This window comes from Acidiphilium sp. AL (genome assembly GCF_025499445.1).
GTDB lineage: Bacteria > Pseudomonadota > Alphaproteobacteria > Acetobacterales > Acetobacteraceae > Acidiphilium > Acidiphilium iwatense.
The window spans coordinates 1-21,639 of the sequence record NZ_JAIMBZ010000029.1; the positions used below are offsets into that span (position 1 = coordinate 1).

23 protein-coding genes and 1 pseudogene are annotated in these 21,639 nt (G+C 62.7%); 1 reads left to right on the plus strand and 23 read right to left on the minus strand.

The genetic code is table 11. The annotated features are described in order from the left end of the window. Positions 1–857 precede the first annotated feature (857 nt). From AiwAL_RS14395 to pepN, 23 genes and pseudogenes are all read right to left on the minus strand, one after another. Positions 858–1,163: a hypothetical protein gene (locus tag AiwAL_RS14395; protein ID WP_235705615.1), complete on the minus strand. Its 306-nt coding sequence runs from the start codon at positions 1,161–1,163 to the stop codon at positions 858–860. A 152-nt stretch (positions 1,164–1,315) separates the two neighbouring features. Then, entirely contained in the window at positions 1,316–1,603 is a 288-nt protein-coding gene (locus tag AiwAL_RS14400) for a BrnA antitoxin family protein (protein ID WP_235705616.1), read from the minus strand. Continuing rightward, entirely contained in the window at positions 1,584–1,874 is a 291-nt protein-coding gene (locus AiwAL_RS14405) for a BrnT family toxin (RefSeq protein WP_235705617.1), read from the minus strand. The genes AiwAL_RS14400 and AiwAL_RS14405 overlap by 20 nt, the downstream gene beginning before the upstream one ends. A 174-nt stretch (positions 1,875–2,048) precedes the next feature. Continuing rightward, the gene (locus tag AiwAL_RS14410) at positions 2,049–2,408 is read right to left on the minus strand and encodes a transcriptional regulator (RefSeq protein ID WP_235705618.1); all 360 of its coding nucleotides are present in this window, start codon (positions 2,406–2,408) and stop codon (positions 2,049–2,051) included. After that, complete coding sequence (locus tag AiwAL_RS14415) at positions 2,381–2,704, minus strand: DUF6516 family protein (protein WP_262312904.1); 324 nt, start codon at positions 2,702–2,704, stop codon at positions 2,381–2,383. Before AiwAL_RS14415 ends, AiwAL_RS14410 begins: the two co-directional genes overlap by 28 nt. Before the next feature lie 145 nt (positions 2,705–2,849). Beyond that, positions 2,850–3,296: pseudogene (gene repC / locus AiwAL_RS14420) on the minus strand (replication initiation protein RepC); the annotation flags it as partial. Between the two features lie 346 nt (positions 3,297–3,642). Then, on the minus strand, positions 3,643–3,831 hold the full coding sequence (locus AiwAL_RS14425) for a hypothetical protein (RefSeq protein ID WP_235705620.1): 189 nt from the start codon (positions 3,829–3,831) through the stop codon (positions 3,643–3,645). 52 nt (positions 3,832–3,883) lie between these two features. Then, positions 3,884–4,327: a hypothetical protein gene (locus tag AiwAL_RS14430; protein WP_262312905.1), complete on the minus strand. Its 444-nt coding sequence runs from the start codon at positions 4,325–4,327 to the stop codon at positions 3,884–3,886. Between the two features lie 239 nt (positions 4,328–4,566). Continuing rightward, entirely contained in the window at positions 4,567–5,430 is an 864-nt protein-coding gene (locus AiwAL_RS14435) for a DUF3987 domain-containing protein (RefSeq protein ID WP_235705622.1), read from the minus strand. Positions 5,431–5,441: 11 nt separating this feature from the next. After that, positions 5,442–6,047 (minus strand): hypothetical protein, encoded by a 606-nt coding sequence (locus AiwAL_RS14440; protein ID WP_262312906.1) that lies wholly within the window; start codon positions 6,045–6,047, stop codon positions 5,442–5,444. Between the two features lie 102 nt (positions 6,048–6,149). Further along, positions 6,150–6,551 carry a DUF2199 domain-containing protein gene (locus AiwAL_RS20425; protein WP_407932568.1) on the minus strand — a complete coding sequence of 134 codons (402 nt, stop codon included), beginning with the start codon at positions 6,549–6,551 and terminating at the stop codon, positions 6,150–6,152. Between the two features lie 191 nt (positions 6,552–6,742). Then, the gene (locus AiwAL_RS14445; RefSeq protein ID WP_262312907.1) at positions 6,743–8,542 is read right to left on the minus strand and encodes an ABC transporter ATP-binding protein; all 1,800 of its coding nucleotides are present in this window, start codon (positions 8,540–8,542) and stop codon (positions 6,743–6,745) included. Continuing rightward, entirely contained in the window at positions 8,539–9,420 is an 882-nt protein-coding gene (locus AiwAL_RS14450; RefSeq protein ID WP_235705625.1) for an ABC transporter permease, read from the minus strand. The genes AiwAL_RS14445 and AiwAL_RS14450 overlap by 4 nt, the downstream gene beginning before the upstream one ends. Continuing rightward, a complete protein-coding gene (locus tag AiwAL_RS14455; protein ID WP_235705626.1) occupies positions 9,417–10,391 on the minus strand; it encodes an ABC transporter permease in 975 nt (324 codons plus the stop codon). The genes AiwAL_RS14450 and AiwAL_RS14455 overlap by 4 nt, the downstream gene beginning before the upstream one ends. Positions 10,392–10,402: 11 nt before the next feature. Beyond that, positions 10,403–11,995: an ABC transporter substrate-binding protein gene (locus AiwAL_RS14460; protein ID WP_235705627.1), complete on the minus strand. Its 1,593-nt coding sequence runs from the start codon at positions 11,993–11,995 to the stop codon at positions 10,403–10,405. Positions 11,996–12,123: 128 nt separating this feature from the next. Next, a complete protein-coding gene (locus tag AiwAL_RS14465; protein ID WP_235705628.1) occupies positions 12,124–12,396 on the minus strand; it encodes a hypothetical protein in 273 nt (90 codons plus the stop codon). A gap of 40 nt (positions 12,397–12,436) precedes the next feature. Beyond that, complete coding sequence (locus tag AiwAL_RS14470; RefSeq protein WP_235705629.1) at positions 12,437–13,033, minus strand: cupin domain-containing protein; 597 nt, start codon at positions 13,031–13,033, stop codon at positions 12,437–12,439. Between the two features lie 21 nt (positions 13,034–13,054). After that, a complete protein-coding gene (locus AiwAL_RS14475) occupies positions 13,055–14,677 on the minus strand; it encodes an NAD(P)/FAD-dependent oxidoreductase (protein WP_235705630.1) in 1,623 nt (540 codons plus the stop codon). Then, positions 14,674–15,771: an aromatic ring-hydroxylating dioxygenase subunit alpha gene (locus AiwAL_RS14480; RefSeq protein ID WP_235705631.1), complete on the minus strand. Its 1,098-nt coding sequence runs from the start codon at positions 15,769–15,771 to the stop codon at positions 14,674–14,676. The genes AiwAL_RS14475 and AiwAL_RS14480 overlap by 4 nt, the downstream gene beginning before the upstream one ends. Positions 15,772–16,152: 381 nt before the next feature. After that, complete coding sequence (locus tag AiwAL_RS14485; RefSeq protein ID WP_235705632.1) at positions 16,153–16,344, minus strand: LysM domain-containing protein; 192 nt, start codon at positions 16,342–16,344, stop codon at positions 16,153–16,155. A gap of 295 nt (positions 16,345–16,639) precedes the next feature. Then, entirely contained in the window at positions 16,640–16,837 is a 198-nt protein-coding gene (locus tag AiwAL_RS14490; RefSeq protein ID WP_262312908.1) for a hypothetical protein, read from the minus strand. Between the two features lie 74 nt (positions 16,838–16,911). Next, the gene (locus AiwAL_RS14495) at positions 16,912–17,451 is read right to left on the minus strand and encodes a hypothetical protein (RefSeq protein ID WP_235705634.1); all 540 of its coding nucleotides are present in this window, start codon (positions 17,449–17,451) and stop codon (positions 16,912–16,914) included. A 117-nt stretch (positions 17,452–17,568) separates the two neighbouring features. After that, a complete protein-coding gene (pepN, locus tag AiwAL_RS14500; RefSeq protein ID WP_262312909.1) occupies positions 17,569–20,229 on the minus strand; it encodes an aminopeptidase N in 2,661 nt (886 codons plus the stop codon). 216 nt (positions 20,230–20,445) lie between these two features. Between pepN and AiwAL_RS14505 the strand changes: the two genes are divergently transcribed. Next, complete coding sequence (locus tag AiwAL_RS14505; protein ID WP_262312910.1) at positions 20,446–21,618, plus strand: GNAT family N-acetyltransferase; 1,173 nt, start codon at positions 20,446–20,448, stop codon at positions 21,616–21,618. Positions 21,619–21,639 lie beyond the last annotated feature (21 nt).

The following is a 21,639-nucleotide window of genomic DNA, read 5'->3' on the forward strand; positions in this document are numbered from 1 at the left end:
CATGCTATACGAACTCATCCCCACCATGCCGGAGCCTCGCCTGCTGCCACTGGTCCAGAAATTCGCCGATATGCTCGCCGACCTGCCCGTCTTCGCCGAGACTTTCGGGGCAGTGTGAAAATGAGGGGAGTCTTGAGGCTCCGGCCTCGTATCCAACCGCCGCTCCCGGTCCGCCAGCAATTCCTCCGCCCTCGCGACACTGGCCGCGAACGGGGCACAATCCTCCTGCGTCGCCACGCCCGCAATCCTTGCCCGCCGGGTCATTCATCAGCGTCGTCACCCACTCCCCCTAGCCGCCAAAGGCAGATTGCTGCTCTTCTCCATCGCGCGTGCAGCGAACGGCCAGCAAACTCGAAATCCGCAACGGCGCGATAATGTTCCCTTATCGCGCGTCAGAAACCGCTAGCGGCGAGTGCCCGTCTTGAACACCCTGTCCTCGATGGCGGTCCGGATCGCGCCAAGGATCTTGATAAGGAATGATCTCGGGCACGTCCCGCGCGTCCAGCCATTACTGGACCGTGGCGTGGGGACCAGATCATAGCCAGGCCAGACGGTGGTATTCATCTCACTGTAAACCACCCAGCACGGTTCCGGATCGAGTCCCATTGCCGCCTTGTGTTGGTCTGGGACAGACATAGCCAAAGTGTCAGCCATAGGCGGGGTATGGGTGATCGGCACCACTACGATTTCAAGAGCGGAACCGAGAACCGGGTTCCGCGGGGCCGCTACCGCGACCACCATGCACGGGCGGGCTTTGCGGGCCTCGTCGCTGCCGGAATCACGTTCGCCCGCCCATAGATAGTTGAAAGTGACGACAAGCCCTTGCGTTGGCGTTGGGAGTCCCCCTGTCGATGGGCTCATCCGATGTTCAGATGCCGGGGTTTATGGCCCTCGTGGTTTACGTCGGCGTGCCGCTCCGCCTCGGCCTCTTCCTCCATCAGCCTGTTGTGCCCATGAACGAGAGCGTCGAGCAAATGCAGGGGCATCTCCTCAAGGAGGATTGACCGTCGCGATGCTTTTGCCGCCTGAACGATCGCGTAGTCGTCTGCGGACACAAAGACCCCGACCACACGCTCATGATTTTTGACGATGACCGGCTCTTTGACGGACTTCTCGCGATAATCCGCGAAGGAACGGACAAACTTCGTTGCACTGACTTCCATGATCGCCTCATTAGTAATGTGTGTAATTTACATATTTTATGTCGTTTTGTCAATCCCGATTCCGCTCCGATCATCTCAATGCCCGTGGGCTGTTCTTCAACAACGTATAGCTTCCTCTGCCTGGCGGGCCACCCGCTCAAAGGCGATCTCGCTCATGGCTGAGTCTCGTGGGCATGATGCGCGATGTATTCCCGCAGGGCGTTGTTGATGCTTGTTTGATAGCCGTCGCCGATGCGTGTCTTGAACCAAAAGATCAAATCAGCATCGAGCCGCAACGTGATTTGCTGTTTCATCGGCCGAAAAAAAACACCGCGCTGGGCGTCACGCCAATCTCTTTGCTCAGGGACCGCCTGCGTATTGATCTGATCGTCTGGCATAGAGGCCAAAGCCTCAAGTTCGGCTTTCTGTTGCCCGGTCAATTTAGAAATCCCCTTCTTCATAGGCTTTCCTTTCATGAGCCGTCGCCTTCCGGGCGCTGATGATGCGGCCGACCTCTTCCTGTGTGGTAGGATCAGGCTCCGGCCAGGTATGAACCACGAACAGATGCACCGTGCCGACCAGCCCGACAGTTTGCCAACGATCGCCGTCCGGGTGGGGGTCTGGCCGGCTGGCCGCCATCGGGTCGTCAAAAGTCAGTTGCGCCGTCTCAAAACTCAGGCCGTGGTCGCGCTTGTTGACGCGGTTCTTTTCGACGGCCCAAGCCCACTGCACGGCGGCACTTTCTTCGTGGTAGTTACGGATATGTAGCTACAAATGAGGGGCGGTTCAAGCCCTCGAAAGCCAGGGCTGGAGCTGCGCGCGGCGCTTGGCCGTGGCATCGCGCGGAAAACGCCGCATCGACTTTTGTTGCCAATTTTAGCCGATTACGGTCAGCGGGCGGAGCGTTTAGGCGACCGCCGCAAGCTCATAATCAACGTGCAATGCGTCATAGGGGAAGATCACCCCACCGGCCTCGTCCGGCCGCAAAACGCCCGCGAGCAACAATGCCTGAACATCGCCATGGACCGCTTTCACATCGCGCCGGACCAACCGTGCAAGCCCCCTGATCGACATCGCTTCTTTCCCAGCCATCGCTTGCAGAAGTTCCTGCCGGCGTGGCGTAAGGGTCCGCCACATGAGATCAAGGTTCGGAAACGTGATGCGCGGTTCCTGCGCGACGCCGCAAAATGCGGCCGCCAGTCCCCTCCGCGCCTCGTCCAGACTGCCGACGCTGATCGTCACTGTGCGTCTTGCTGCTTCAACCATGCCTCGACATCCTTCCAAAAATCGACCTCTAGCTGGTCAAGTCCACAAAAATTATACGGCGCTTCCACCGGGCCGATATGTTTGTGATCCCCCTTCCCGACTTCATTGTCGTATCGAAGCGCGCAAACGCCGTTCGATACCAAGGCCAACCGGTATTTGAACGGGTGGCTGCTTGCCTGCACCGGTTCGGGCACCCGCCACACAACCATTTCGATGAACGCGGTGTCGGATAATGGCCGCCGGTAGTCGAAGATCGGAACCGCCCTCACCATGTTGGCCACAATACCAACACACATGGGCGTTGTCTAGCTCGCCAACACCACACGCTTGCTCCCCCTGAATAGCGGCGCGCCGCGCCTGGCCGTGGCATCGCGCGGAAACCGCCGCTCGGTCGCAACCGATGGAAAATCAGCCCTGCTTCAAGCTCACGGCACCACGCAATCACGTCTGTCTCGTCATCCTTGGCTGCCGCTGTGCAATAGCCGATCCACGGATCGGCATTGTCTCCTGACCGCTCCGCATTCCCCAGATGGTGCGCGACAGATTGAGATCGCCGGCACGAGCTTTCGCCACCATTCCATGAAAATACCCCCCTGCGCTTCCCCGGAAATACCCCGCCGGCTTGGTGGAAACGATCGCCAAGGCAATCGCCGCCTGTTCCCGGCCCATGGCCACACACGCCTCACCCCAAAGCGGTTTCGAGACCCCAAGATCGTGCCGCAGCCAGTCCGCTGCCTCCACGATTTCAGGCCAGGTCGGCGATCCTTTCGCCAGATAGGGTTTCAACCGCGGGGCCAGCCGGGCCAGCTCGTCCGGCGTAATCCGCATCACCGCGCCACTATCGGTTCTTACCGTCCGCGCGGCTCCCCCTGCTTGCCTTTGTGCCCCTGTAACCGGGCCTTCCTGCCCAATCTCCTCATTTACCTGTCTTGTAAACCATTGATATCGTTCGTGAATAAATCGTTACGGCCTCGCCGGGAGACAATAGGTAGGACATTCCCGGAGCGAATTAGGCCGAATGATGGCGAAGCGAAACGGATTGCTCACGGTTGTTGATGCCTATAAGCGTAAAGAACAAATCATGAATATCTATTTTATCCCCCTACGGGTGGCGAAGGCACTTGTTGCCGCGTAGCTGGTCGCACCGCTACGAGGGATTGGCGGGCGAGCGCGATAAGCGCCCAGACGCACGCGCGGCGGTGTCTGGCGTGCTCCCAAGGACCGCTCCGACTTTTTAGGGGTCGGCAGTCTCACTGCCGCACCTCAGCCATGTCATCGCCTCGACCAGCGCCTCGCGGTCGCGTTCTGTCTCGGCCAATGCCCGAAGCGCCTTGCGCGCGGCAACCCGGCGGGACAGGGGTATCAGCGGGTTTTCCGCATCGGCCCGAAGCGCGGCCAGGGCGGCACCCTGGTCTTGGGTCACGGCGCGCCCTGGAATGGCGTTTCCCGCACAAGCGTATGATCGCCAGGGCAGTTTAGGGGCAGGGGCGGTATTCCGCGCCGCCCGGACTGGCCTCGCTGCCGTCTGGCGCGCCACGCATGACGAAATCGGGGCTTCTGAATGGGATGGCACGGATGCCGCCGCGATCAGGTTCGCTGATCGTAAGCCGGGCGAGGCGGTGCAAGCTCGGGACCGTGAACCGCAAGCCGTCATCCCGGCCACGCGCCTCGACCGGCTGATCCGGGCAGCCGTCAGCAACCAGCATCCGGGCGAGCTTCATCGTCGCGCCGTTGCGCGAGGTCGCGGTGTAGGACTGGCCGGCAAACATCGCCTCGGCAATGTCCATGCCGGGGTTGCCCTCGCCGATGGTCATGACGATCATGTCCGCACGTCCCGCCGCCGATCGGCTGGCAGATGGTCGCCAGGATGACACCGGGCGCAGCGCCATCCCTTCGGCGCGGTCGCCTCGCACCACCATGAGCGGCCGTTGCAGTTCCGGCAATATGCGCCTGGCGTCGGCGCAATGGTGGCATCGGCCCAAGAAACGGGCATCGGGTGTGGCACCGGGGCGTCGGGATTGCCGACACCCTCGGCGATGATCGCGGCCTGTTCAGCGGCGCAATGGGCGGATTCGATTGCGCTTGCCGGATCGGTGCCCTGTTGACAGTGCTGACACTGCGGACAGAACCCGGCGGCGGATCAGCCAGGCGGTAGCGGTCAGACCATCGGGCCATCGGCCGCCGCATGGATGGCCTCGGCCGTATTCAGACCCGGCAGCCGGACCGTGCGTTGCAGGGTTCGCACATGGACCGTGTCGGGCTTCGCCTTCATGATCCAGCGGGCGAGGGTCGCGGCGGCGCGTTCGGCCTTGGTCGCGGCGGCATCACCATAGACCCGCATGGCCATCGGCATGAAGTAATCTGCAACCATGTCGATGGCGGCGGCGAGGGCGTTTTCAGAGATGGATGACGGCGGGGGCTCGTATCCATCTCGCCCGCACCACCACAGATATTCCAGCACGATCGAAAGGCGCAGCGCGATGCCGCGCGCCTTGCCATAGGCGGATCGAAGCAAGCCGCCGGCTTCCTGTTGCGCCGCCTGCATGTCTTGCCCGAACCGTTCCATCATGGTGATGGCAGGTTCCACAAGCGGCACATTGATCGGCTTCATCTCGCCCTTGTCGTCCGGGGCGAGGTCGAGCAACCGGAGCCGGTCCAGCGCCTCGATCGCCCATGCGATGCCGGGCGTGGTGCGGGACAGGCGGAACGGCGGCGGCTCCGGCCAGGACCAGATGAACCGGCCGAGCAAGCCATCATCCGGTCCGGCGAACATTTCGGCGAGCTTTTCGGGCTGGGTGCTGCCCGATACCGCCACGGCGAGGCGCGGCACGATGATCGGCTCCGGGCTTTTCACCCGCTCGACCCGATAGGGACGGCCACCGAAAGCCTCGATCCAAAACGCCCGGCCGGCGTCGTTATAGGCGGTCAGGCCGAGCAACCAGCCGGCGAGTTCATCGCGGGTGATGAGCAAGCCCTTCGGTGCGGCATAGGCGAGCAGCGTGGCAACCCGTTCGACCGTCACGTCATTCTGTCTCAGGCGCGGCGCTTGCGGTTCGGGCCGAACCAGGCAAAATCGTCATTGCCGACATGAGTGCAGAACCCGTTCCGCCCGGCATGCCTCGCGCCGGTGTCGTCTACTGTCACCCAGCCTGCCGTCACCTGACCCTGATGATGCAGCATCAGCACAAAGCGCCGCAGCTCCGGGCCGAAGTGGCCAATCACGCCCGCCGGCAGCGGCGCTACGACCATCTGGCCCTCCGGCGTCACCCACCGTTCTCGCCGATAGCGGATCGTCCGCGCCCGCAGAACCAGATCCTGAACCAGAAAGCTCTCGTAGCCCTTGAAGCGCGATCCAGCTGGCGCATCCGCCGCGATTACCCGCTCCTCGACGCTCACCCGAGGCGTGAATTTGCCGCGCCCTTTACCCCTCCGCCCCTTCGGCGATGTCCCGCGATCCATTCCGCTCGGCCGGCTCGGCGGCTTGATGTCCGGACGGCCCTTCAACCCCTTCAGGTGCGCGATCTCCTCACGCTGCTCCACAACCACGCGCTCGAGCTCCGCGACCTTGCCCAATAGCGTAGCCACAAGCCCTTCAAGCGCCTCACGCGAAAGCTTCGGAACCTCGCCGCCGCCGGCCATGCCACGACCGAATCACAAAATCCCACGTCGGCGGAATCCTAAAAATCAGCACCGCCCCGGATTTTGCCCCGGTTACGAAATCGTCAGTTAACCAATTGAAATTCATGGCCGTCTGACAGAGAGTCGAGTACGGTGGTGGCACCGGATTTCGTGCGGTTCCGGGTAGCCGTTTATCCAGGTGCTGAGCCATCCAAAACGCGGCGGTTCGTCTTGAGCGATCAGAGAATTCCACCGAGCAAGGATGTAGCGGAGGCTGTCCTCGGATACAGAAACCCAAACGCCCCAAACCAAACTCTCGGAACTGGCGGACACGGGTATTTCCAAGCAACCCCGAACATAGCGTTCAGTATCGCCAATGATGCAGATATCATCGGTGAGCTTGGCTCGGGTGGCGCGTTCGGCTTCGGAGAGTCCAAACCAACTACGCGGCGCGACAAACCCGTAGTCCATCGGGAGGGTGTCGAAAGTCCGACCGCAGCAACCGCAAGTCCATGTGTGATTCACGGCGTCCCCTTTAACCTCTCTCTGGGTCGGTTCCTGTCACACGATCATAGGCTGCCGGGTGCGGATCGCCAATCGAACTCTGGCGCTTGCCAAGATGCCGCCGCCCAGAGAGGGCCATAGCGTAGGCATAGTGCTCATCATTGTCGGGCAGGGGCCGCCAGTCCGATCTTACCCGCGGTTTCGTAGGAAGGTCATCCGTCTCCGACCCCGAGGGTAACGGGTGCGGCGGAAAAGCGGGGCGCGTCGGCCAGAAGGCGGCGCGTCTGCGACTGCTGCGGCGCGTCGAGCACCTGATCGACCGGCTCGGATTCGATGACACGCCCGCCATGCATCACCAGCACATGCTGGGCGATGCTGCGCACCAGCGCGAGATTATGGGTGATGAACAGCAACGACAGGCCATGCTCCTGCTGCAACCGGGCGAGCAGCCGGACGATCACCGCCTGCACCGAAACGTCGAGCGCCGAGGTGATCTCGTCGCAGATCAGCAGCTTTGGCCCGGTGATGAGTGCGCGGGCGATGGCGGCGCGCTGTCTCTGGCCGCCCGAGAGCTGATGCGGGTACCGGCTGGCCGCTTCTCGCGGCAGCGCGACCATGTCCAGCGCCTCGGCAACCCGGCGGCGCAGATCGCTCGCGGAAGGCGATTCGAAAGCGCGCACCGCCATGGCGATCGACTCGCCGATGCGCCGGCGCGGATTAAAGGACGAATACGGGTTCTGGAAGATATATTGGATGTGGCAACGCTGCGCGGCGCTTCGTTGCGCGGAACGATGGGCAAGCGGAGCACCGCCCAGCAGAATGTCACCGTCCCAATCATGATGCAGGCCGGCGATGATCTGGCCGAGCGTGGTCTTGCCGGAGCCGGATTCGCCGACCAGGGCCACGCAGGTCTGCGGCGAGACGCTGAACGATGCGCCATGGAGAACGACGGTGGCGCCATGACGGGCGGAGATGTTCCGCACCTCTAGCGCCGGCAACGCGGAGGCGCCCGGCACCGGCGATGACGACGGCGGGGCCGGCGCGGATCGGCCGGATGTCGGACGCAGGCAGGCCACCAGATGGTCGGTGTCGATCGCGGCAAGGGCGGGCGGTTCCGCGCGGCACGCATCGAGCGCAAGGGCGCAGCGCGGGGCGAACGCACAGCCCGCCGGCCGGCGCGCCGGCTCCGGCGCCTGACCGGCGATGCCGGCAACGGCGGTGCGGCGGTCGAGATCCGGCACCGCTTCGATCAGGGCGCGCGTATAGGGGTGGGCGGGCTGATGCAGCACGCGGCCGGTCGGGCCAAGCTCGACGACGCGCCCGGCATACATCACCGCGACACGATGGGCCAGGGTCGCCACCACCGCCAGATCATGGCTGACATAGAGCGCCGCCACCGCATGCCGGGCGCAAAGCTGGCGCACGGTCTGCAGTACATGAGCCTGGGTGGTGACATCGAGCCCGGTGGTCGGCTCGTCCATCACGATCACCGGCGGCCGCTCGGCGAACGCCATGGCGATCGCCACGCGCTGCTGCTGACCGCCGGAGAGCTGGTGCGGATAGGCGCGCAGCAGCGCCGGCGTGGGCGGCAGTTTCACATCCTCAAGCAGGGCGAGAAGATGGTCGTTGCCATTCGCGGGCGGTGTCGCGAAACATTCCGCGAGCTGGGTGCCGATCCGCAGGCCCGGATTGAGGGCGGTGCCCGGATTCTGAGGAACGTAGCGGATCAGCCCGCGGCGGCGCGCGGGGAGCTGGTCGGGCGGAATTCGCAGCAGATCCTGTCCCCGGATCAGCACGCGGCCGCCGGACAGCCGCAGGCCACGCCGATGATGGGCAAGCAAAGCGAGGCCCAGCGTTGTCTTGCCGGAACCGGATTCGCCGACCAGCCCGAGAATTTCGCCCGGCGCCAGGGAGAACGATGTCGGTTCGACCACCGTGATTGTGGTTCCGACGATGGCGACCGAGAGATCGACCGCTTCCAGCACGGCATTGCCGGGCGACGTGCCGGTCATGACCGTTCCGGCTCCGGGATATCCGGCGTCGCGTTTGTCGTGACCGGGCCGGTTTCGATGCCGTGGCCGAGTTCGGTGCGCGCCAGGGTGTCGGTCAGCAGGTTCATCCCGATGGTCAGCACCGCGATCAGCAGCACGGGTGCCAGGACCGGCCAGGGATTGCCCATCAGGCCGATCCGGTTCTCGTTGATCATCAACCCCCAATCGGCGGCGGGCGGCTGCACACCGAAGCCGAGAAAATTGAGGCCGGCGATCAGCGAGATCGAATAGGCGAAGCGCAATCCGCACTCCACCATCAGCGGGGCGACGATGTTGGGGAGTAGCTCGCGCGCCACGATCCGCCGAAACGGTGTGCCGATCGCTTCGGCGAAGCGGACGAAATCCTCCCGCGCCACGCGCAGCGTGGCGGCACGGGCGACGCGGGCAACCTGCGGCGCGTGAACCGCCGCGACCATCACGGTCAGCAGCCACAGCTTGGCGCCGATGATGCTGATGAACAGCAGCACGAGGATGATCTGCGGGAACGCCATCGCAACATCGACCAGCCGCATCACGATCTCGTCGATCAAGCCCCCGACATAGCCGGCGATGACCCCGATCACCGCACCCGTCAGCACGCCAAGCGCCGTCGCGATCCCGGCAAGCCCGAGAATCCGGTAGCCGCCCCACAGCACGCGCGACAGGACGTCCCGCCCCAGCGCATCGGTACCCAGCGGATATGCCGCCGTTGGCGGAGCGAAACTGGCACCGACGAAGCTGGTCGGCGAATGCGGTGCGACGAAGGGTCCGACCAAGGCGATGGCGACGACCAGCAGCACCAGAATGGCTCCGATCGTACCGGTTGCCGTGTTCGGCCACCAGCGCGCCAGCCGGCTCATCCCGCCGTCCTCAGCCGGGGGGTTGCGAGCACCGCGAGCAAATCGGCAACGATGTTGAGGCTCACGTAGAATCCGGCCAGCACCACGACATCGAACTGGATGACCGGAATGTCGCGGGCGAAAATCGCCTCGACCAGACCCTGCCCGATGCCGGGATAGGCGAACACGTATTCGACCAGCACCACGCCGCCCGCGAGATAGGCAAAGGTCAGCGCGATCACCTGGATCACCGGCGCGATCGCGTTCGGCAGAGCGTGCAGCATCACCAGCCGGCGCTGGCCGAGCCCTTTCAGCCGCGCCATTTCAATGTAGTCGCTTTCGAGAATCTCCGCCATGGAACCGCGCATCATTCGAAAGATATAAGGAAAAATGACCAGCATGAGGGTGAGCACCGGCAGCACCAGAATGCGCGGCCTGGCCAGCACCGAGGTTCCCGGTGGCACCAGCGAGACCGGCGGCAGCCAGTGTATCACGGTGGTTGCCAGAAGAATGACCAAAAATATGCCGACCACGAATTCCGGCAGCGCCGCCAGCGCGAGCGCGATTGTGGAGACCGAAGCGTCGAACGCGCCGTCGCGCCTTGTTGCCGCGACGATGCCGGCGAGCAGAGCCAGTGGCACGCCGAACAGCCCGGCCAGGGTCAGCAGGACCGCCGAATTGCGGATTCGCGGCGCCACCTGCGCGAGCACTTTCTCGCCGTTCACCAGGGACCGGCCGGGCCTGCCGCTCAGCACCCCGCCGAGCCACAGTTCGTATTGCACCCAGACCGGGCGATCGAGATGCAGTTTCGTTTCCAGGGACGCGAGCGCCGCCGGTGTCGCATTGCGGCCGAGCACCGCCCTGGCGGCATTGCCAGGGAGGGCTTCGGTCGCCGCAAACACCAGCACCGAGACCAGAAACAGGGTCAACACCCCGAGGGCCAGACGGCGCAGGATGAACCGTCGCAACGGATGGGCACGTACGGGCCGCATTGCCGCTCCTCTCAGCTCATCCAGGCTTCCGCGAACATGAAGTTGCCGAGCGAATAGCCGGTGCGGCTCGGCTTGAAGCCATGCACCGTGCCGCGCATCAGATCGACCTGGTCGTTGAACGACGGAATGATCAGGCCGCCCGTCTCGAAATCGATCTTCTGCATCTCGTGCATGATCTCGTAGCGCTTCGCGGCATCGAGCGTCGCCTGGGCCTGCATGTAGAGCTTGGTATAGGCCGCATCGTTCCAGTGCGTCTCGTTGAAGGGCGAGGTCTTGAGCAATTCCATGGCGACCTGGGCAAGATAGGGCTTGTAGTTCCACCAATCCTGGGAAAAATCCCATTTCAGATAATTGGGCCCGTACATCACATCGGTGGTGACCTTGCGCAGCCTGATATGAACGCCGGCCGCCTTGGCCTGTTCCGCCAGCACCTGTGCGGCGCGCACCGCGCCCTGGGCGATATGGGAGGTGACCAGCTCGATCTTCAAATCCTCCTTGCCGGCCTTGCGCAACAGATGTTTCGCATGCGCGACGTCACGCGCGCGGACCAGGGATTTATCGAAACCCCGGTCCCATGGCGAGAACACGTCGTTGCCGATCATGCCATGGCCGTTGAGCGACACATCAAGCATCTGCGGACGATCGACCAGCAATTTCAGGGCAAGCCGGACATTCGGATCGTTGAAGGGCGGCCTGTCGACCCGCATGGTGAAGGGTACCCACTGGCCCGGCTTCGACAGCATCGCCTTGATCGGGCCGCCTGGCTGGATCTGGCTCAGCAGCGACAGCGGCGCCTGCGAAAACACGTCGATCTCGCCGCCTTGAAGGGCATTGAACGCGGCCGCTTCGGTCGCAAAATCGATCGCCGTCACTTCATCGAGATAGGGCAGGCCGTGCCGCCAGTAATTGTCATTGCGCAGGAACACGCTCTGCTGCCCCGGCGTGAAGCTCTTGTACCGGAACGGGCCGGTCCCCACCGGGTTCTTTGGATCGTAGCCGACCGGAACGATACCAAAATATTCAGGCGCGGACATGCCGCCCGGAAAATCCGCATAGGGAATTTTCATCGGCACGCGCAGGGTCAGATCGTCGAGAACCTTCATGTTCGCAAGATCGATCGGCAGCAAGGCGGTGGCGCCGGGCAGCGGGTTCTTCGGATCGGCGATGTGGCGGAAGGTAAAGGCCACATCGGCGGCCGTGAGTTTCTTGCCGTTATGAAAAACGACGTCCTTCTTCAGCCGGATCGTCCATTCGCGCGCGGTTTTGTCCGGTTCCAGCGATTCGGCGAGAATATTGCCGACCACGCCGTCGCGATCCACCGAAACCAGCGGCTCGAACAGCATCATGATGCGCGGCGTGTCGAGCTGGGTCACGGTGTTGTCAGCCGCGATCGTGTCCGAGCTGCTGCCGCCGGTCATGCCAAGGCGCAGATTGCCGCCGCGCTTCGGCGCCGGCGCGGCATCGGCCACCGGGCTGGCAAGCGCCGTGGCCGCCAGGCCGACCGATCCAACCGCCGCGGTCCGCAGCAGATGTCGCCGGCTGATCTCCGGGCCGGTAGAATTGTTAGCATAAACCGAATTTTCGTTAATCACTCTCTTGGACATTTTCATCTCCCGTTGTTCAGCAGTGAATTCTCCGCAATCCCGCCCTGTTGCCGGACGTTATGGTTCGATCGCAATTCTCCATCGGCATTTTTCAGATGAACCGGCAGGTCCGCCGGTCACCGCACAACTCATGCAACCAACCCGGCCCATCGCCGCCCGCTTCTAACAGTTGATGTTATCGCCACGATCAATTCCCACACCAAACTTGTCTCGGGTTTGAGCAACATGCTATACAAAAAGCGAAAAATTTGATACGAAATCGGCAGTTCTGGCACCCGGTCGCCGAAATCCATGGCGTCCCGGTCATGAGTTCCGGCGTACGGCAGAGGCCGCCTTCCGGTTTTCCGGCCGCCGGAATTGTTAAATTTTTCTAGGATTTCTCTAACAAATTCCTTGGCCATTTCCGTCCCGCATCGCCCGGCAGCAGATGTTCCGAAATTTTCAAAAACTCGGCGGCGTCAGCGCCCAGACGATCACCGCCTCGACATCGCCGGGGTTGCGGTAGCGATGCGGGCTGGTGCTCTGGAATGCGAAACTGTCGCCCGCGTGCAGCACGAACACTCGGCCGTTCACCTCGATTTCCAGCGTGCCGGACAGCAGCAGCCCCGCCTCGTCGCCTTCGTGCGCATAAGGCTCGCCGCCGCTGCTGGCACCCGGCAGCAGCCGGCACATCAGGAGGCCGAGCTTGCCGTCCAGATTCGGCACCAGAAGCTCATCGGTCATCCCGAGATCACGATAGGCGATCTTCCGGCGGTTCGGCGCGCGCACCACGATATCGATTTCGGCGACCTCGTTGCCATCCTCCGACTGGAAGAACCAGCCGATCCGCACGCCGAGCGCGGAAGCGATTCCCTGCAACTGCCTGATCGTCGGAGTGGAAAGCCCCCGCTCCACCTGCGACAGCAGGCCGATCGACAGCCCGACCCGGTCGGCGACCTGGGCGAGCGTGAGCTTCAGGTGCTGCCGGCGGTTGCGAATCAGTGGCCCCAGCGCACGCTCGGCATCGTCGGGATCGGTTATTTCCGCTAACGCATTCATATCCTTGGCTTTCGTCCGTTTTCAGGTACGGCGCACCCGCACATCGCGCAGAATTTCCCGCGCCGCGTTGTGGCCCGGAATCCCCGATACGCCCCCGCCAGGATGCATCGACGAGCCGCAGATATACAGCCCCTTGATCGGCGTCCGGTAGTCGGCATAGCCGGAAACCGGCCGCTGGAAGAACAACTGATCGGCCGCCAGTTCGCCGTGAAAAATATGGCCCTGCGGCAGATTGACGATCCGCTCGATATCCGGCGGCACCAGCGTCTGCTCGGCGATGATGTCCGCGGAAAAGCCGGGCGCGTAATTGTCGATGGTATCGAGGACGGTCTTCTTGAAGTTCTCCTTCTCGGTGGCCCAGTCGCCGCCCTTGAGCGTGTAGGGTGCGTGGCCGCCGAACACGTTCACCACATGCTTTCCAGGCGGTGCCAGCGAATCATCCACGATGGTCGGCGTCACCAGGGTCATGAACGGTTCCTTCGAGTACCAGCCATGCTTGGCATCGTCATAGGCGCGTTCGAGATAATCGATGTCGGGCGCGATATGCGCATAGGTCGGGTAGGAGAAATTCCCGAGGGCGGCGTCGCGGCGCACCTTGTCCAGAATCCGGTACTGCGGCGGCCGTTCGCAGGCGATGTTCATCTTGAACGCGGTGGAGAAGGTCCGGTAGCCACGCACCTCGCGCAGCACGTCCGGCGGCACATCCTCGGCGTTCAGCATGTTGAGATAGAGCGTCTTCGCGCTCGCGTTGCTGACCACGACGCGCGCGCGGTAGGTATCGCCCGATTCGGTGATCACCTCCCGCGCCTGATTGCCGGTCACGCTGATCTGGCGCACCGAAGCGCCGGTGCGGATCTGCACGCCGACCGTGCGGCCGTAGCTCGCCAGCGCCTGGGTGATCGCGCCCATCCCGCCCTTGACGAAACCCCAGCCGCCCGCGCCTTCATGCTCGCCCATGACATGGTGCATGATGACGTAGGCCGAGCCAGGGGATTTCGGCCCGGCGAAGGTGCCGATCGACGCGTAATAGGCGAGCACGGCGATGATGCGGTCGTCCTCGAACCACTCACGCAGATAGTCGTAGGCGCTCATGGTGAGCAGATCGACCAGGCGATAGAGCTTGCGGCCGATGCGCCGGTAGCGCCAGAGCAGGCCAGCCGATTCCCTCAGGCCGCGCCAGCTTTTTCCCACCGGATCGACCGGGGTTTCGAACAGTAGTTTCCTGACGATTTTGGTCGCTTCCTGCAGATAGGCGTCGAAGGCGGGGTAGATTTCGGCGTCATGCGTCGAGAACTTGGCGAAGCTCGCCTGCGTCTTCGCCATGTCATCGGAAAACAGGATGTAGTCGTCGTAGGAGACCGACGAGATCATGTCCGAACATGGCAGGATTTCCAGCCCGTGCCGCTTCAGGTCGAAATCCCGGATGACGCGCGGATGCAGCAGGCTCATCAGATAGGAAAAAATCGAGGCGCGGAACCCCGGCGCGATTTCCTCCGTCACTGCCGCACCGCCGATGACATCCCGGCGTTCGAGCACCATCACCTTCATGCCGCGCCGTGCCAGATAGTTCGCGCAGACGAGCCCGTTATGCCCGGCGCCGATCACAACGGCGTCGAACGTGTTCGCCTGGTCCGCACCACTCATGGCGCGACCCGCAGATGAGCCGCTTCTGGCGTGCCCGCCAGCGCGGCGCGGGCCATATTCTGAAACGCCGCAACGGCATGCTCCCGCTGCGGCGACAGCACGCCGTGCCGGTAGATCCCCGCATTGAGGTTGCGTTGCACGCCCAGCACCATGTCGATGTCCTCGCTGACGATCTGCGCCGACCATTCGGCGCTCTCGCGGTTAGCGTCGGCGCGCTCGGGACTAACATCGGTGAAGAAATACCAGTTGACATGGCGCATCCGCCCGGCCGCCAAGGGTTCGACCGTCGCGATCGAACTACCCCATTCGTAAAGATTGAGCATCAGAAAAGGGAATTTGTAGAAATACAGTCCTTCGGTCAGACCGCCGTCTCGTTTCGGGCCATAGAGATGAAAGAACTGGTCGCTGTCATGCACGTCGATCGTATAACGGTCGATGTCGAGCGAGGCGCACAGGCCGGGATGCAGCGCACGGCAATGGTAACATTCCAGATAATTCTCGCCGTAGACTTTCCAGTCCACCTCGATCTCGCGCTCCTTCATCATGAAGAAATGCTGCTGCTCCAGCGGGTAATGCGCGGCCATCGGTACGATTGCGCCGAGCCAGTCGGCCAGCGCCGGGCCTTCGGCGGCGATGCGCACGAAAACGAGGCCGCGCCACTCCTCGACCGCGATGCCGAACAGGCTCGTCTCGCACGGATCGATCGTTTCGGCGCCTGGTCCGAAGCCGGTGGCCCGGCGCAAGCGGCCGTCGAGCCCGTAGCTCCAGGTATGATAGGGGCAGACCAGTGCACCCTTGAAGCGTCCCGCACCCTCCTTGACCAGCATCGCCGCCCGGTGCCGGCAGACATTGTGAAAGCCGCGCAGTTGCCCGGCGGCATCGCGCAGCACTAGCACGGGGAGCCCCGCTACCGTCGCGGCGACGTAGCTGCCCGGTTCGGCGAGTTGCTCTGCCCAGGTGAACAGCGCCCATTGGCGGGTGAAAATCTGCGCGCGCTCCTGCTCGAACACGGCTTGGCTGCGATAGGCGCTGGCCGGCAGGGTCGCGACCGGCGCCGGCACGGTATCCTGGACGAGAGCTTCCACGACGTTCATTCTGGCCCCCTGAACTTGCGGTTTTGATTTCATTACCATGAAATTTTTCAGGCGGCTTGGCAAGCCTAAAATTTCTTCTTCGTCAATTTTTGTGAAATTTATTGATTTTCATGGCTAATGATTCTGGCAATGCCCCGACTCAAATTTCACGATTGTGAGATTTTACCTCTGACCCTTCTCAGGCATCCCGCCGATCGAGGTCGGATTTTCGGAACGATGTGGCTTTGAACGACCCCGCGTGGCGATCCAGCATAGCCATAACGCCTAATTCAGAATTTTGTTTTTCTTGATCAGCTCATACAAGAACTGCACCTCGTCACCATAAGCGCCGCGGCCGTTGGCATTATAGAGCCGGTAGGTGCTTTGCGGGTCGATCGATTGTCACCCGGTGATGACGGTGACGATCTTGGCCGGAGAATAGGTCGACTTCGTTCCAATTTTGAGCGGAAACAGCGGCGTGTGACGATTCAGGTCCCGCAGCACCTGCTCGGTGGTGCCCACGCGCCGGGCGATGGCATAGAGGCTGTCCCCACGTTCGACGGTGACGGTCTTGACGTCCTTTTTGTCGATCACCGTCTTCTGGCCGAACTCCGCCGCGCGGTAAAGCAGATAGCCAAACCCCTGTGGCGATATTATCTCTGGCGTTGAAATTGGGCGACGCGACGGCGTTGCGCAAATTCGGCGGCACGATCAGGGCCATTCTGTCTCCGTGCCGCATCATGTCGCCCCAGCCAGGGTCGTGAGGGTTGGCTGACTGCATGGGTTGTGTGTTCCATAAATCCTGTCGCGCATACGGCCCGGTCTTAGTCCAGAGCATCGCCTTGATCAGGCGCCAGTCCAGTGAGATATAGCCGGACGCACCCCGCAGTTAGTTATTATAGTCAGATACGATGCTCTGAATGTCGCGGTCATGCACGCTCCACGACAGCGTGCGGGCCGGATCGGGCGCGTTTTGCGCGGCTATCATATCACTCTCGATCTTTCCAACATCCTCGACGGCGAACGAACGAGCAGGCTCGGATTTCGGAAAGGGCGGGATGATCATTTGATCGACTTTTTGTGGCACGTCGGACTCTGCGAAAGGGAATGATGTTATATACATTAACTTAAAGTTGTTGTCAACAGCTCAACAAGTCCCGGTTAGGGACCAAAAAGAGGCTTTCCGTACGGAAACGGTTTCCCCCCGTAGGGCAGGTCGCAATACATTAGGGTCATTGGATCGATGTGGATCGTGTCATCCATGAAACCTCTATAAGGGAACGTTTTGTATTGTTTGTAATTTTCAAAACCAACCACGACCCAATCATAATATAACCAACGTCCAGCTAGCACTTTACCATCATGCCCGGCTTCATCCGCGGGCAGATAATAATACAGCCCGATATAGGGAAACAGGCAGCCTTTGTTCACATGGTCAAGCTTGAACACGATATGATCGTAGTCCTTGAACGGCGTGTGCAGGTCCTTGGCGATGATGGTGTAGGTGGTGCGCCGGCAGGTGAAATGGTCGGCATTCCACGCGATGGTTTTGGTCCGCACGAACAACCCGCCCCAGCAACCCTCGCCCTGGCCGTAGAACACGCCGGTGAAAACCCCTTGGTACGCCCCGGCCCACGCGGCGTTCTGGCAAACCAGCATGGCTGCGACGGACAAGATCATCCACGGGCGCTGAAATTTCATCGGAAAACAATCCGAAACGGTTGGTACTGGCCAGCATAGACGCACAAGACGGCCTATTCAACCTAAAATTGAGTGAATTGCCTCCATCTCTCGCGCCCAAAACGCTCCCGCGCACAATCAGCCGGCGCGGGAGCGGGTGACCATTTCCCGCGTGTTGTCCGACAATCCCTCGGTCGCGAGAATCCGGTCGAGCGCTGCGCGCAGCTTCGCCTGCCGGGCTGCGTCGTAGCGTTTCCAGTCAGCGAACACCTCGATCATGCGCGCGGCGATGCTGCGATTGACCTTGTCCACATCGACGATCATGCGCGTCATGAAGGCATAGCCGGCGCCGCTCGCATCGTGGACCCACAATTGATTGGACCCGAACCCGCCCACCAGCGAGCGGTAGCGATTCGGGTTCTTCAGGTCGAAATCGGGATGTGATGCGAGCGACTCGACGCGGGCGATGGTGTCGGGCGCGGCACTGCGCGCCTGAATCGCGAACCATTTGTCGATCACCAGCGCCTCGCCCTGCCATTTTGCATGAAACTCGGCGAGGCCGGCGTCGCGTTCCGGCGTTGCGGTATCGGCGAGCATGGCGAGCGCCGCCAGCGCCTCGGTCATGGTGCGGCCGGCGCGCAACTGGGCAAGCGCCAACGGCATCGCCGTCTTTTTGTCCGCCGCCATCAGATAGGCGAGGGCGGTATTGCGCAACGCACGGCGACCGATGCTGGCAGGATCGATACCGAAAGTACTGCTATCATCGAGATCGCGATAGAGCATCGCGAAACGCCCGTGCAGATGCGCCCCGATCGCAGTTCGCGCCGCCTCGCGTACCACGTGGATCGACAGCGGATCGACCACCGCCATCCGGTCGGCGAGCACGGCCTTACCGGGCAGCGTCAGAATCTCGGCGGTAAGGGCGGGAGCAGCTTCGGCTTGGGCCAGCGCCGATGCCATCGCATCGAGCAGACCACGATCGGGCGAGAACGCTTCCCCGCGTTGATGCGCCGAGATCGCCTCCAGCAGCATCTGCGTGGCATATTCGTGGCCGGCCTCCCAGCGGTTGAACCCATCGGTATCGTGGGCCGCGAGGGCGGCGAGCTGGGCGCGCGAATAGCCGGAAAGCCTGATCGGCGCCGAGAAGTTTCGGAACAGCGACAGCACCGGCTCGGCGGCGACATCCTCGAAGATGAATTGCTGTTCCGCCGCATCGAGCAGAACAACCCGCGTGCCCTCGCGCGCTGCCGTCTCGCCCGCGAGCGTCGTCGTCATCTCGTCGCCGTTCGGGCCGATCAGCCCCATCGCCACCGGAATCACGAACGGCTCTTTCTGCGCCTGCCCCGGCGTCGCCTTGGTTTCCTGACGCAAGGTCAGCATGTAGCGTTTCGCCCCGCTATCGTAATGGCCTTCGAAATGCACCGAAGGGGTGCCGGCCTGCTTGTACCAGCGCATGAACCGCGCGAAATCGTATCCCGAGGCTTCGTGCATCGCGGCGACAAAATCCTCGATCGTCGCGGCGGAATTGTCGTTGCGTGCGATATAGATATCCATGCCGCGCCGGAACGCCTCGCGCCCGATGATGGTGCGGATCATCCGCACCACTTCGGCACCCTTTTCATACACCGTCGCGGTATAGAAATTGTCGATCTTGCGATAGGCGGGCGGGCGCACCGGATGGGCGAGCGGCCCGGCATCCTCGCGGAACTGAAAGCCGCGCAGCCGTTTCACCTCCTCGATGCGCGACAGGCTGGCATCGGTGGTGTCCGCGCCGTATTCCTGGTCGCGGAACACGGTCAGCCCCTCCTTCAGCGACAGCTGAAACCAGTCGCGGCAGGTGACCCGGTCGCCGGTCCAGTTGTGGAAATATTCATGAGCGATCACCCGGTCGATCCGCAGATAATCGGCATCGGTCGCGGTATCCGGCCGGGCGAGAACCAGGGCGGTGTTGAAGATGTTAAGCCCCTTGTTCTCCATCGCGCCCATGTTGAAATCGCCGACCGCCGCGATGTTGAAAATATCGAGATCGTATTCCAGTCCGAACACCTCCTCGTCCCAGCGCATCGAGCGCTTGAGGCTGGCCATCGCGTGGGCGACCTTGTCCTCGTCGCCACGCCTGACATAGATGCCCAACGCCACCTTGCGCCCCGACGCGGTAATGAACTCGTCATGCACCGACAGAAGATCGCCCGCGACCAGCGCGAACAGATAGGACGGCTTCGGGTGCGGGTCTTGCCATTTCACCCAGTGGCGGCCGTCATCGCGCGTGCCGCGATCGACCGGGTTGCCGTTGGACAGCAGCACGGGATAGCGTTTCTGTTCCGCGATCAACGTCGCCGAAAACCGCGCCATCACGTCCGGCCGGTCGGGAAAGAAGGTGATGCGGCGGAAGCCCTCCGCCTCGCACTGGGTAAAAAAATCCCCACCCGAAACATAAAGTCCCGAAAGCTCGGTGTTGCGCGCGGGCGCGATGGTGACATCGGTATCCAGCGTGAATTCATCCGGCAGATCGGGAATCGTCAGGCCATGCGCGGTAAGGCCATAAGCCTCGGCATCGAGCGCCGCTCCGTCGAGCATCACCGCATTCAGGGTCAGGTCTTCGCCATCGAGCACCAGCGGAGCGGTGGCGTCGCCATGCGCCGGATTGCGGCGGATCGACATTGTCGCGCGCACGCTTGTCGCCTCAGGGTCGAGATCGAAAATCAGATCGACGGTATCGACCAGAAACGCCGGCGGGCGGTAATCGATGAGGCGCTTCTCGGGCGCGGCTTCGGCGATCTGCACAGGATTTTCGGCCATTGTTCTGCTCCTTTGGACAAGCCGTTCTGCCGCGCCGCCGGACCGCGCGCAACTCCATGGAACGGCTGCAACGAAGCACTTGTCATAGCCATCCGACCTTGCCGAAAATTGCGATCAAACCGGCTTTTCGCTATTTTTTCTGTTCATATGGCGCCCCACGCCTTCGCCAACACCGGCGAACTTCCGAATCGAGACGCTAGCCCGCATAATGAGGCGATGGACGCAACCAGGCGCGACCTCACCCTGACAGTGCATCGGAGCATCCACGAGATCGCGGCGGATGCGTGGAACGCGCTGGCCGGCGGCAATCCGTTCGTTCGCCACGAATTCCTCGGCGTGCTTGAAGACAGCGTATCGGTCGGCGGGCGGAGCGGCTGGTATCCGCACCATGTCGTCCTCAACAACGAGGCCGGCGTGCCGGTCGCGGCGGCGCCCGCCTATGCCAAGACCCATTCCTACGGCGAATACGTGTTCGATCATGCCTGGGCGAACGCGCTGGAGCACACCGGCGTGCGGTATTATCCGAAATTGCAGGTCGCGGTGCCGTTCAGCCCGGTGCCCGGCCCACGCCTGCTGACCGCACCATCCCTCGATCCGGCGTCGCTCGCCGAGGCGCTGGTGGCCTCGGCGCGCCGGCTCAAGTGCTCCTCGGTCCATGCGACCTTCTGCACCGAGGCGGAGTGGAACGTGCTGGGCGAGGCCGGATGGCTGCGGCGCCTGGGCGTGCAATATCATTGGCACAATCGGCGCTATGCGGTTTTCGAGGCGTTTCTCGAAGCATTGTCGTCGCGCAAGCGCAAGGCGATCAGGCGCGAGCGGCGCGAAGCATCTGCGGGGCTGGAGATCCGCACGCTGCGCGGCCCCGAGCTGGGCCGGCGCGAGTGGCAGGCCTTTTACGAATTCTATCTCTCCACCGTCGATCGCAAATGGGGCGGCGCCTATCTCACCGAACGGTTCTTTCCGCTGCTCGGCGAGCGGCTCGGCGATCGCGTGGTGGTCATGATGGCGTTTCGTGCCGGCAGGCCGATCGCCGGGGCGCTCAATTTGCTCGGCGATGACGCGCTCTATGGCCGCAACTGGGGTTCGGTCGAGGACGTGCCGTTTCTGCATTTCGAACTCTGTTACTATCAGGCGATCGACTTCGCGATCGCGCATCGCCTGGCCAGGGTCGAGGCCGGGGCGCAAGGCCAGCACAAGATCCAGCGCGGCTATCTGCCCAGCCGAACCTATTCGGCGCACTGGATCGCGCATCCGGGACTGGCCGAGGCGGTGGCCGCGTTTCTCGACGCCGAGCGCCCGGCGATCGCCGAGGAAATGGCGATGCTCGGCGCCGAATCGCCCTACCGCGCCGATCCCGGCTGCCCGTCCCGGCTGGCCGTGCCCGGTTGATGCCGCTCACCCTCGGCGGAA